Below are 11813 nucleotides of genomic sequence, written 5' to 3'. Positions count from 1 at the left end.
CCGCGTGCCATAGCCCTGCGCCAATCACGCAGCTCAACGCTTGCGCACGAACTCCGTGCGCAAGACAAGGCCTTTGATGGTGTCGTGGCGGCAGTCGATCTCTTCCGGGTTGTCCGTCAACCGGATCGACCTGATCACCGTACCCTGCTTCAGGGTCTGATTGGCCCCCTTGACCTTCAGATCCTTGATCAGGGTGACGGAATCGCCATCCTTGAGGACATTTCCGGACGCGTCACGGACCTCGCTCGCCCCCTGCGCGGCGGTAGCCAATTCCGCAGCCGGACGCCATTCACCCGTCACTTCGTCATAAACGTAGTCGTCGTCACCGCCTGCCATGGGCTTCTCTCCTGAAAGCAAGAATTTGCCGATCGGGCGCTTATAACAGCCAAACCGCCCTGTGCAAGTTAGGCCATGCTGACTCAACTGATCAGCGTCTTTACGGCGATGACGTGCGACATCCGGATGTCATCGGTTGGCTGTAAGGCAACCCTGCTATCGATGGTAGAACAGGTGAGGAGCTTCGGTGCGAATGGAAATTGAGCAATCTCGACCGGGTTGGCTCGAAGATTTCGCAGATCTGAGGATAGTGGTCATGCGGGCCGCGCCGGCTGGCGCATATATACACCACATTGGCTCCACAGCGGTCCCGGGTCTTGCCGCAAAGGATGTCATCGATATTCAACTCACCGTGGATGATCTGGAAAAGGTTGATAGCGCCGCTTTTGAACACGAGGTTTTAGACGCAATTCGGCGGTGAATGATCATTGCCCGCCCGGAATTGAGTTGGCAGAAGAGGTGCTGAGAAAGATGCTCTTCCGCAGCACCACCCGACGGGCAGCAAATGTGCACGTTCGTGAAGGAGGGCAATGCAACCCCGCTTTACCGATCCTTTGCCGCGATTTCTTGCGGGCCCATCCGATAGCTGCAAACGCCTATGGGCTCATCAAGCAGCATCTGGCCAAGCGCTTCCCCACAGATGAAGACGCCTGCTACGACATCAAAGACCCCGTCTTCGATGTTATTGTAGAGGGCGCTAAGGATGGGCGAAGGTGACAGGGTGGTCGGAGCCGCCGGTGACTAGGCCATGTTCAAGAGGCGCGGACGTGGAAGCCAGATTTCGGTGGCGGCCATCGCCAGGAGCGCCGCGGATCATGTCCGGGCCTCGTCGCAGCGCGTGGCAATCCTCCTCCGCACAGCGTTTCTGAATGGGTTGATGCAACCGTTTTGGTTGCATTTCTGCATGCCTGATGGTATTTCGCCTATGCACTCAAAGAGAAAGGAGGGTCGCGTGCAAAATTACTATTTCCGGTTCAACCGGCAGCGTGGCCCCGTCAACGCCCTGCAAATGCGTTTGCAGGGCTGACCAGAGACCGTTTCTCACAAACTCTCTTCCTGGTCCGCCCCTCGTGGCAGCAGTTCGGGCATTCAGCTCTTCTGCAACTATCCATCCACCGAGCTTGAGCACACGCACGCGATGAAGGCTGCACGCCCTCGCTCGTGTGATCGCTCGGCAAGACCAGAGCAAGATCATGACCCTTATCAATATCCGCAATCTCGGCGTCACTTTGAGCGCACCACTCTTTGCAAAGCTCGACCTCGTCATCAATGCCGGCGACCGTCTCGGGCTCGTCGCCGCCAATGGCCGTGGCAAGTCCACGCTGCTGCGCTGCATTTCAGGCGCGCTGGAGGCAACTCATGGCGACATCACGCGCTCGCGCGGACTGACGATCGGCCATGTCGAGCAGGACGTGCCGACAGGGTTGCTTGACGTTCCGTTCCACGATGCCGTCCTTCAGGCGCTGCCCGCCGAGCAGCAGGCGAACGAAAGCTGGCGCGTCGACATCGTGCTGGATTCGCTCGACGTGCCAGAAGCCTTGCGCAGCCGCCCGGTCGGGCAGCTCAGCGGCGGCTGGCAGCGGCTGGCGATGCTGGCGCGCACCTGGGTGATGGAGCCGGACGCGCTGCTGCTCGACGAGCCGACCAACCACCTCGATCTCAACAAGATAGCCGCACTTGAGGATTGGTTGAATGCCCTGCCCCGCGACGTGCCCGTCATCATCTCCAGCCATGACCGCGCCTTTCTCGATGCCGTCACCAATCGCACGCTGTTCCTGCGGCCGGAGCAATCGCAGGTCTTTTCCCTGCCCTACAGCCGGGCGCGGGCGGCGCTGGACGAGGCGGATGCAGCCGACAAACGGCGCTACGAGCGCGACATGAAGGTAGCCGAGCAACTGCGGAAACAGGCCGCGAAGCTCAACAATATCGGCATCAACTCCGGCAGCGACCTGTTGGTGGTCAAGACCAAGCAGCTGAAGCAACGCGCCGAAAAGCTGGAGGATGCGGCAAAACCGGCCCACCTCGAGCGGTCGGCCGGTGCGATCAAGCTCGCCAACCGCGGCACGCATGCCAAGGTGCTGGTGACGCTCGACGACGCCGTGGTCTGCACGCCCGACGGCACGCCGCTCTTCCGGACCGGCAAGCAGTTCATCTGCCAGGGCGACCGGATCGTGCTGCTCGGGGAGAACGGCGCCGGCAAATCGCGGCTGATTGCGATGCTGCGAAAGGCGATCGGCAATGCCGAGACGGCACAGGACGGCATCAAGGCGACCCCCTCCCTGGTTCTCGGCTACAGCGATCAGGCGCTTGCCGACCTCAAGGACAAGGACACGCCGATGGAGACGATCACCCACCGTTTCGAGGTCGGCGATCAGCGGGCGCGGGCGCTTTTGGCGGGTGCCGGCATGCCCATCGACATGCAGTCGCGCCCCCTCGGACGGCTTTCGGGCGGCCAGAAGGCGCGGCTCGGCATGCTGGTTCTGCGGCTGGCGGAGCCGAACTTCTACCTGCTCGACGAGCCCACGAACCACCTCGACATCGACGGGCAGGAAGCGCTGGAGGGCGAGCTCATGGCGCATCAGGCCAGCTGCCTCGTGGTCTCGCACGACCGCAGCTTCGTGCGCGGGGTTGGCAACCGGTTCTGGCAGATCGAGCGCCGACGGCTCGTTGAAGTGGAAAGCCCGGAGCTTTTCTTTGCTTCGGCACGGCCCTAGACTTCAACAGCCGTAAGGAACAGGTACCAGAAGAGCGCCGCCTCGCTACGCTGCTCCAACGCGGCGTAGAGATAGTTGTCGTATCCGCCGAGTTCGAAGCCATATCGCTTGTAGAGGCGGCAGGCGGCCACGTTGTTCGATTGGGTCTCCAAACGGATGCCGGGCGCATCTTGCTCGCGCGCCCAGCCGACGGCGCGGTCCATAAGCAGCCTGCCGGCACCGGATCTCCTGCTGTCCGATCGACCGCGAGGTCTTCCACCGAGACAAAACCGTTCCAGCTCTTCGACAAAAGGAGGTAACCGCACGCCCTGCCCGCTCGGCTTGCAATCACCAAGCGACGATCCGGTCCAGCCGTAAAGTCGTCCAGGTCAAAGCCGTACGACTTGCGATAGGGCTCGACGACCCGAACCTTCCCGAACGGATCGTCATATGGCGCCAATAGCTCCGAGGTGACGTCGAACGAGAAGTCGCAGTCCATGATCGCGGGCGGCAAGGTTTCGGCATCCTCGACGAGCATCGGCTCCTCCATGCGTGCAGCGCCTGGAGACGTGGTTATGCCCGAGGATGGTGTCAACGTCAGAACGACGCCGGCGTGGTGCCGAGCAAGGTGAGCTTGCCGCCGCCGATGGAATAGAGGCTCATCTTGCGCTCCACGGTACCGGCCGGCGTCAGCCTGAAGAGACCGGTCACGCCGCGGAAGCCGACCTTGCTGGTCAGGTTCTGTGCATTCATCCCCTCCGGCCCCTTTGTTCGGACAATGCCGGAGGCAACGGCTACTGCATCATAACCGTAAGCCGCATCGGTAGTGAGCGTGCGCTTGTAGTGGCGCTGGTAGCGCTCGGCAATCATCGTCGCGCCCTCGGGCTCGACCATGGCAATCACCGTGCCCGCCACCGAGGGATTCGAATAAGCCTGTGACGGCCAGGCGCTGGTGCCGACGAAGGTGACGTTCGTCTTGCCGCTTGCTTTCACAGCGCCCGCAATGGTCGTCGTGATCATCGTTTTCCCGAGGACGAGCACGGTGTCGGCATTCTGCAGATTGGCGCCAGCCCTCTTGACCGCGTCCGATGCGGCGGCATCGGTCAGATCATAGCGGGTGAGGCCGAGGTATGTACCGCCGCTGGCGCGGATGGCGTTTGCCAACCGCTCCTCGCCCGCAGCCGGAAAATCGCTCTGCGCGAAAACCAGTACCTTCTTGTGACCGCTGGCAAAGGCTGCCCGTGCGCCGTCGATGGCGCTGTCGATCTCATCGGAAACGAAATTGTAGACATTGCCCGACGTCGGCGGCACCGGCGCGCCCAGATTGAGCAAAGGCGGTCGCTGGTCGGCCGGGACCGCGGCAACAGCCGAGGTGACGGCAGGTGATGCATAGCTGACAAGGAGCACGGAACCGCGCGCCTTGGCAGCGCTCACCGCAGTAGCGGCAGCCGGAGCGCCGGAGGCCACGTCGACAACCTTCACGAAGACCTGATTACCGCCGAGTTCGCCGACGCCGAGGCCGGCGCCGTCGCGCACGTCGCGCGCAGCGCCGTCGTAAATGCCGGCCGCGCCCTTGGGCAGCAGTAGCGTGATCTCCGCTCCCGTTTCTCCGAAGCTCTCCTCGACCTCGCTCGAGGGCGCCTTGATGTCATTGGTCTTCACGTTCTTGGCGATACCATCGACGTCGGATTGGCAGCCCGCCAGCAACCCGCAGCCGACGACGATCGAGATTGCGAGAACGGATTTGATGAGTTTCAGGGAACCGACGCCTTCCGAAGGCGACACTTGCCGTGTCGAGCGTAAACCATGCGAGCCTTGCACCTGCTCGATTGACTGCACTGTCACCTGTTCCCCCACTCTCGAAATCGTGGCCAGTTCCGGCCCTTCTGCAGGATTTCATATCTGCACAGGCAACACCGGAAAGCAAACCCTTCGCGCAAACTTGGTTGATGGACACACTAAACTTTTATGTTCTTTTGAATGGATAATTTATTCCAACCTTATCCACGCTTAAATACCTGATTTTTATAGCTGTTTTGTACGTTTCTCTCAACCAACCGAGAGACAACGAGCCATGAAGCGCAGTATAAAAATAAGCAATATCGCCGCTTTTACTTTCTCTGCATTCTCCCTTGCGTTCTCACCGAATATTTCGTCGGCCTCCGCACTTCCGTATCCGCAGATTTCCGGCGCGATGTACTCCGTTGATGTCGCTGCTGATACAGCCCGCGCGCTGACCCTTGGCGGCGTCGCCAACCTCCTCAGCCTGGCGACGAACGCCATCGCGACCATGGACGTTGCTGCGGTGACCCGATCGCTGCAGCCGGAGCCTGCCGGCTGGGTGAAGGAGAGCGTCGCACCGGTGCAGCCAGCCGAGCGTCCGGCGATTGCCGCGCCGATGGGCAGCGGCGCATTCGGAACCGTCGCCATTCCTTTCAAGCGTCTTGCCGCTCTGAAGAAATTCGCACCGTCACTGTCGGAAATGACGGATGGAACCGCAATCAACTGCAGCGCGGGCAAATGCTCCGCGGCAACGAGCGCGATCGAGGTTGCCTTCACCAAGACCTTGCAGTCCTCGATCCGCGACAAGCTGAACGCGGTCAACGTCACTATCAACCACACGATCCGCTACAGCCGCGACATCGACACCTACAAGGTGGCCGACTACTGGGCAACGCCCGCCGAGACGCTCTCGCGCCAGCAGGGCGATTGCGAGGACTTCGCGATCCTGAAGATGGCCGCCCTGCACGCCGAAGGCGTCGATCTCAAGGACATGTCCGTCGTCGTTCTGTTCGATCAGAAGCGGCATTTCTATCACGCGGTGCTTTCCGTCGCGGTCAACGGCAACCGCTTCATCCTCGACAACATGCGTGACGAGGTTCTGCCTGATACGAAGCTGCCCGACTACGTGCCGCTCTACTCGATTGCGGACGGCAAAGGCTATCTGCACGGAACGCGCACCGGCGCCAAGCAGGTGGCTTCGGTAATGCCACTGGAAAAGGTGGCTCCCGGCGAAGGCGTGGCGTTCTGAGGATCACAAGCAAGACACAGAAAAAGGCGGTTGAGTTCAGCTGCCTTTTTTCATCTCCGGAATAGTCGATCAATAACGTGAGATGTAGCCGATCAGCATCGACTTCTCATGCGTCGGCGCCAGGGCCAGATTGATCTGGCCCTTCATCGACTGCGAGCCAACGGCAATCGTGAAGCCGGTGTTCAGCGTCTTGCCGCGGTTGCGATAGAGCGTTGCGATCGCTTCGTCGATCTGCGTGTCGATCGAAAACCTCAAGCTTTTCGTCAACTGCGCCGTATCTCCAAGCGGGAGACGCTGGCGCAGCATGGTCAGGAAGGGATCGTTGAAGAGCTGAATCTTCTTCTCCTGCGTCAGCAGGATCGTTGGCGACGGCGACGCCTGGATGATGGCATTGACGTTAGCCAGCGATGACGCGTCCTCGACGGTATCCAGCCGGCGCAGCGCCCACTTGAAGCTGAGGACACGCAGCAGCGAGGCGAGGTTGCCAGGTTCGGGCATCTGCGAGGCCGTGTAGTGCACGAGGTCGGCAGTGCTCATCTTGCCGGCCGACGACATGCGACCGAGGCCATCCCAGTAGATCCGTTCGAGGCGGATGCCACGTCGCTCGCCGCCGCGGCCGACGACAGCGCGGAAGCGCGGCTCGATCTCATCAGCGCCGATGGCCGGCAAAGGCTCATCGATCGGTTCAAGCTCGGAGAGTGCATTGCTGCCTGGCTTGACGATCAGCATCCTATCGCTCCGTCAGCGCTTCGCTGCGCGCCTTGTTGATCGGCTTCATCAGATAGCTGAGCACCGTCTTGTTGCCGGTCATGATTTCGACCGAGGCAACCATGCCGGGGATGATCGGGTAGGACTTGCCGTTGCGCTCGAGGGCCGACTTGTCGGTCTTGACCTGAACCAGGTAGTAGGTCTCGCCCTTTTCCTTTTCGACGAGGCTGTCGGCCGAGATGTTCTCGACGACGCCTTCGAGACCGCCGAAGATCGAGAAGTCGTAGGCCGTGACCTTGACGACAGCCGGCTGGCCGCGGCGCACGAAGGCGACATCGCGCGGCGAGATCTTCGCTTCGATCAGCAGCGTATCGGCGGTCGGCACAATGCCGGCGATGACGCGGCCGGGATCGACATAGGCTCCAATGGTGTTGACCTCAAGCGTGTTGACGATGCCGTCAACCGGCGAGCGGATGTCGGTGCGCTTCACACGGTCAGAGGCCCCGCGAATGGTCTCGTCGACGACCGAGAGCTCGGCCAGGGCTTGCGCCTTGTCGGTCAGCGCCTGCTGGCGCAATTCGAGGGCGAGATCGCCGAGCTGCAGCTTGGCTTCCTGCACCGCTGCTTCCAGACGATCGATGCTTTCCTGATAGACCTTGAGCTGGCCCTGCTGGTCGGTGAGATCACGCTCGGTTTTCAGGACTTCGGTCTGGGCCACAAGCTTTTTCTGGGCCAACGGGTGGATGAGGTCATATTGGCGTTGTGCGCCTTCGATGTTCTGCTGCAGGCGATCGATATTGGCGTGGGCTTCGCTGAGCTCGTTCTCGCGCTGGCGAACACGTTCCTTCAGAACCCCGAGCTTGTTCTGGTAGCTGGCACGATCGGCGGCAAAAAGCTGCTCCTCGTTTGCGCACACTTCCTTGGCAACGGCCAAAATCTCTTGCGGGCAAATAAAAGGCGTGTCGTACTGGCCGGCTTCCTCGAGCTTCAATCGGGCCACCTTGGCACCAAGCGCCCGGGCCTTGGCGACGGATTCACCAAGCGACGACGTCGTCGTCGTATTGTCGAGCTGGACCAGCAGCTGGCCCTTGCGGACGACCTGACCGAGGACCACGGCGATTTGCTGGACGACGCCGGGCTCCGAAGACTGGATGATCTGCGTCTTCGACACCGGAATGACCTTGCCCTCGCCGCGGGCGATCTCGTTGACATCGGCGATCGCTGCCCAGGCGAGGAAGCTCGCAATGACCAGAGCCACCAACGCCAGAATGCCGCGGGCGAGAAGCGGAGGATTGTCGTGGCGATTGTTGAGGCTCATGGCTGCGCCCCCGCCGGTTTGCGCTGCATGGCCTCGATGACCGCATTCTTCGGTCCGTCGGCGATGATCCGACCCTTGTCGATAACGATCAGACGGTCGACGAGCTCGAGCATGCTGTAGCGGTGGGTGGCGATCAGCAGCGTGGTGTTGCGACTGATGGCCGTCGACAGGCGCGCAATCAGGTTACGCTCGGTCGCCAGGTCCATGGCGCCCGATGGCTCGTCGAGAAATACAATCTTCGGCTTGGTGAGCAGCAGACGGGCGATCGTCAGCGCCTGCTTCTGGCCGCTCGACAGGTTGGTGCCGCGTTCGCCGACCGGCATGTCGAAACCGCGAGGATGATTGCCCACGAACTCGTCGACACCGGTCATGCGGGCGACCTCGAGGAGCTCCTCGTCGGTCGCATCGGCGCGCCCGATCAGCAGATTTTCCTTGACCGTGCCCGAGAAGAGATCGGACGACTGGCCGGCCACGGCGACCGCCGAGCGAACTTCGGCCATGTGATACTGCCGGATATCGACGCCATCGATCAGCACGCGGCCGCCCGAGGGACAGAAGAGCCCATCGAGCAAGCGGCCGAGAGTGGTCTTGCCGGAGCCGATGCGGCCAATGATGCCGACGCGTTCACCCGGCTGCACCGTAAAGGACAGCTTGTTGATGACGGGATAGTCCGATCCCGGATACTGGAAGGACACATCCTGGAAGCTGAAGGCGCCGCGGGTGATCTCGCGGTTAACGAAGCCCACGGTGGACGGACGATCGTCGGGCTGCTCCATGATCTTATCGAGGATGCGAAGCGACATGGTTGCCTGGCGGAAGCGCGCCAGCGTCATGGCGATCTGGCCGAGCGGTGCGCCCGCGCGGCTCGCCAGCATGACCGTCGCGACAATCGCGCCCATGGCAATGCGGCCTTCGGAGAACTCGTAGGTACCGGCAATCACGATCAGGACGCTCACCATCTGCTGGATGAACATCGTCATGTTGATGGCGTTCGTCGAGATATGCTTGATGTCCTCGCTGGTGCGGCTCGAATACTTGGTAAGCTCCTGCCAGCGCCGCAGCATCGTCGCTTCGGCGCGCAGGCTCTTCAGCGTTTCGATCGTCGAAATCGTTTCCACCAGCAGCGACTGGCGGCGCGAAGCCTCGTTGGCGGCGGTCGCCATACGCTTGCCGATCGCGGCCTGCGCGTAGAGGCCAATGATGACGGACAACAAGAATGCTACGGCCGGGATGACTACCAGCCAGCCGGAGATCAGATAGATGACCGCGAGGAAGATGAAGACGAACAGACTGTCGATCAGCACGCCGATGGTGTTCGAGGTGAAGAACTCGCGAACGAATTCGTACTGCGTCACGCGGTTGGCATATTCACCCGTCGACATCGGCCGCGAGGCGAGCGTCGAGTTGAGCACCTTGTCGAAGAGAAGCTGCGACAGGCGCAAATCCGCCTTGCGCCCGGCATAATCGATGAGCGATGAGCGCGCCGTCTTCAAGAGGAAGTCGAAGATATAGGCAAGCGAGATACCCGCGGCCAACACCCAAAGCGTCGAGATTGCCTTGTTCGGCAGCACTCGGTCATAGACGTTCATCGTAAAGAGCGGCGATCCGAGCGCAATCAGGTTGATAAAGAGCGCCGCGACCATGACGCGCACATAGGTGCGCCAGTAAGGTGCGAGGGTCGTTGCCAGCCAATGCCGCTTCTCGATCTCGACGGCATTGCCAACCAGTGCCTCTTCCGAGGCGTTCTGATAGTAAAGCGTGAAGGCAAATGCCAGTTGCGGCTTCAGCGCCAGGAATTCTTCGCGCGTCAGCCGGATCTGACTGCCGGCGATGGGAACGATATCCGTGACATAGGATCCATCTTCGGCGACCTCGAGCAGAGGCAGCACGCTGCCATCGGCAAACGCAGCGATCGCCGGACAATCGAAATTGCCCTGACGGCATTCGCGCTCCTGATGCTTGATCACCTGCAGGCCGATGCGCTCGGCCATGCGTTCGACATCGTCAACCTCAAGCGACTCGGTCACCTCATCCGGAAGACCGGAGAAGAGGACCGTGTCGGAGCTTGGTCGGCCATAGAACGCAGCCACGGATTTGAATGCGGCTTTGAATGTCTGCAGCGATGTGCTGCTGGAAGTCTCGAGTGCTACGTTCAGCATTGTTCCATGGCCATCTCGACTACTGCTGTCGAATTGGCGCTAGGAGATCCAGGGGCATGCCGGCTTTTTGATGGGAATCAAGCTCGACATATCCAGGATTCGCGACACTCGCGGGGACAGCAAACTCTTCCCGCGCATAAGGCTTGGACTGATCGACCGGCCTCAGCTTCATCGTCTGAAGCAGATTGCCCGAGGCCGCCAGGATCTTGTACTCGGCAAACTGCGATGCGACGCGCGCGGTATCGGCGAGAACCTGCGTGTTGAACCTGGTGTTTTGCGCATCGAGCACGTCGAGCAGCGAGCGCTGGCCAACCTTGAACTGCTCACGGTAAGAACCGACGAGCTGGTTGTTGATCGAAGCCTGCTTGTTGAGGATACCGGAAAGCTCGCCGCGGCTGACGCGCTCGTTCCAGGCCGAGCGAACCGACTGCTCGACTTCGCGCTGAACCTGCGCGAGATTATAGCGCTGCTCGTCGGCGCGACGGATCTGCTCCTGCTCGCGGGCGACATCGATGCCGCCGCGGTAGAGGTTCCAGCGGGCAACGACGCGAACCTGATAGTCGTTGGTGTTGCCTTCGTCGCCATCGATATCGTTGCCGACGCGGGCCGTGCCTTCGAGGTTGACCTTCGGCATATAGTTGGCGCGCGCGCCGCGAACGCCGGCATCGGCTGCGTTGATATCCGCATTGGCCGAATAGATGCGCGGGCTGTTCTTGCCAGCAACGAAGACCGCATCGTTCAACGTCTTCGGCACGAACTTGCCGACCGACGGCGGCGTCTGCGCATTGGTGATCTGCTCGCCGACGACTTGCAGGAAGCGGATCTTCGTCTGCTCAAGCTCTTCGAGCGCTTCGCGCAGCCGCGCCTTGGCGGCCTGCAGGCGCTCGCTGCCCTGCAGCCGGTCGGCATCCGTCAGGGCGCCGCCCTTGATGCTCTCGTCGATGTCGCCGACCATCTGCGAGTGGAAGGCGACGTTCTGCTTGGCAGCAGCAACGATCTGGTTCTGGAGCACGTACTCCAGATAATCCTGCGTCACTTCGAGGGCGAGCGACTCGGAACGTTCGAGCACCCGAAAGGAGGCGCCATCGACGCGCGAAGCCTGCTGCTCGACCTGGGAGCGGCGGCTGCCGCCATCGTAAAGCGTCTGCGAGATCGTCAAACCAACATCGCCTGGCGACAGATAGTCATGATCATCTCTCAGCGAACCGGAGCTGGCATTCGAGAGCCGACGACGCCCGATTCCGCTCTCCAGATCTACCGATGGCAAGTATAAACCGCGCGCCTGGCGAAGTTCAAACTCGACAGCTTCACGATCCTTCGCAGCCTGCAAGATCTGCGGGTTCGTTTTCATCGTCTTTTCGATGGCCTGCTGCAGAGATATTGCATTGGCATCAGCATAAAACGAAGAACTGAAAGCAACCGTCGCAGACAATGCTGCAAAAATTCTTTTGGCTTTAAACAAGATCGATGCCCCTCAACATCAAAGATTCACCCGGCGTACCCGTATACCAAAGATTTTCTTTAGCAAGTAAGTAACACCAATCTTTCCACATTCCAATCACGACGGC

At 60.9% G+C, this 11813-nt stretch carries 10 protein-coding genes and 1 pseudogene; 4 read left to right on the top strand and 7 right to left on the bottom strand.

Features of this window, described 5'->3' with window-relative positions:
- Window positions 1-33: 33 nt before the first annotated feature.
- Complete coding sequence (locus tag ACSQ9D_RS03405) at window positions 34-336, bottom strand: alkylphosphonate utilization protein (RefSeq protein ID WP_436281159.1); 303 nt, start codon at window positions 334-336, stop codon at window positions 34-36.
- Between the two features lie 193 nt (window positions 337-529).
- On the opposite strand from ACSQ9D_RS03405, the gene ACSQ9D_RS03400 reads away from it, so the two are divergent.
- From ACSQ9D_RS03400 to ACSQ9D_RS03390, 3 genes are all read left to right on the top strand, one after another.
- On the top strand, window positions 530-757 hold the full coding sequence (locus tag ACSQ9D_RS03400) for a GrpB family protein (protein WP_436281158.1): 228 nt from the start codon (window positions 530-532) through the stop codon (window positions 755-757).
- Between the two features lie 26 nt (window positions 758-783).
- Window positions 784-1053, top strand: a complete 270-nt coding sequence (locus tag ACSQ9D_RS03395; RefSeq protein WP_436281157.1) for a GrpB family protein — start codon at window positions 784-786, stop codon at window positions 1051-1053.
- Between the two features lie 476 nt (window positions 1054-1529).
- A complete protein-coding gene (locus ACSQ9D_RS03390) occupies window positions 1530-3050 on the top strand; it encodes an ABC-F family ATP-binding cassette domain-containing protein (protein WP_436281156.1) in 1521 nt (506 codons plus the stop codon).
- Here the strand turns inward: ACSQ9D_RS03390 and ACSQ9D_RS03385 are convergent.
- Window positions 3047-3579, bottom strand: a pseudogene (locus ACSQ9D_RS03385) (GNAT family N-acetyltransferase). The gene ACSQ9D_RS03390 and the pseudogene ACSQ9D_RS03385 sit on opposite strands and share 4 nt — an antisense overlap.
- Window positions 3580-3626: 47 nt before the next feature.
- Window positions 3627-4874 carry an ABC transporter substrate-binding protein gene (locus ACSQ9D_RS03380; RefSeq protein ID WP_436281155.1) on the bottom strand — a complete coding sequence of 416 codons (1248 nt, stop codon included), beginning with the start codon at window positions 4872-4874 and terminating at the stop codon, window positions 3627-3629.
- A gap of 229 nt (window positions 4875-5103) precedes the next feature.
- Between ACSQ9D_RS03380 and ACSQ9D_RS03375 the strand changes: the two genes are divergently transcribed.
- Complete coding sequence (locus tag ACSQ9D_RS03375) at window positions 5104-6060, top strand: transglutaminase-like cysteine peptidase (protein WP_436281154.1); 957 nt, start codon at window positions 5104-5106, stop codon at window positions 6058-6060.
- 69 nt (window positions 6061-6129) lie between these two features.
- Here ACSQ9D_RS03375 and ACSQ9D_RS03370 read toward each other — a convergent pair whose 3' ends face one another.
- The 4 genes from ACSQ9D_RS03370 to ACSQ9D_RS03355 are packed head-to-tail and all read right to left on the bottom strand — an operon-like array spanning window position 6130 to window position 11707.
- Window positions 6130-6789, bottom strand: a complete 660-nt coding sequence (locus ACSQ9D_RS03370) for a ribbon-helix-helix domain-containing protein (RefSeq protein ID WP_436281153.1) — start codon at window positions 6787-6789, stop codon at window positions 6130-6132.
- 1 nt (window position 6790) lies between these two features.
- A complete protein-coding gene (locus ACSQ9D_RS03365) occupies window positions 6791-8086 on the bottom strand; it encodes an HlyD family type I secretion periplasmic adaptor subunit (RefSeq protein WP_307147397.1) in 1296 nt (431 codons plus the stop codon).
- Window positions 8083-10245, bottom strand: a complete 2163-nt coding sequence (locus ACSQ9D_RS03360) for a type I secretion system permease/ATPase (protein ID WP_436281152.1) — start codon at window positions 10243-10245, stop codon at window positions 8083-8085. Before ACSQ9D_RS03360 ends, ACSQ9D_RS03365 begins: the two co-directional genes overlap by 4 nt.
- A 19-nt stretch (window positions 10246-10264) precedes the next feature.
- Window positions 10265-11707, bottom strand: coding sequence for a TolC family outer membrane protein (locus ACSQ9D_RS03355; protein WP_436281151.1), 1443 nt, complete (start codon window positions 11705-11707; stop codon window positions 10265-10267).
- Window positions 11708-11813 lie beyond the last annotated feature (106 nt).

This window comes from Rhizobium sp. LjRoot258, from assembly GCF_964254185.1.
In the GTDB taxonomy this organism is placed as follows: Bacteria; Pseudomonadota; Alphaproteobacteria; order Rhizobiales; family Rhizobiaceae; genus Rhizobium.
Note: the sequence above shows the minus strand (reverse complement) of the source record. Positions and strands in the feature narration are given on the sequence as shown.

Excerpts from the sequence above, each read along its gene's own strand:
- ACSQ9D_RS03405 (WP_436281159.1), bottom strand. The coding sequence starts at position 336 with ATGGCAGGCGGTGACGACGACTACGTTTATGACGAAGTGACGGGTGAA.
- ACSQ9D_RS03400 (WP_436281158.1), top strand. The coding sequence starts at position 530 with ATGGAAATTGAGCAATCTCGACCGGGTTGGCTCGAAGATTTCGCAGAT.
- ACSQ9D_RS03390 (WP_436281156.1), top strand. The coding sequence starts at position 1,530 with ATGACCCTTATCAATATCCGCAATCTCGGCGTCACTTTGAGCGCACCA.
- ACSQ9D_RS03375 (WP_436281154.1), top strand. The coding sequence starts at position 5,104 with ATGAAGCGCAGTATAAAAATAAGCAATATCGCCGCTTTTACTTTCTCT.
- ACSQ9D_RS03370 (WP_436281153.1), bottom strand. The coding sequence starts at position 6,789 with ATGCTGATCGTCAAGCCAGGCAGCAATGCACTCTCCGAGCTTGAACCG.
- ACSQ9D_RS03365 (WP_307147397.1), bottom strand. The coding sequence starts at position 8,086 with ATGAGCCTCAACAATCGCCACGACAATCCTCCGCTTCTCGCCCGCGGC.
- ACSQ9D_RS03360 (WP_436281152.1), bottom strand. The coding sequence starts at position 10,245 with ATGCTGAACGTAGCACTCGAGACTTCCAGCAGCACATCGCTGCAGACA.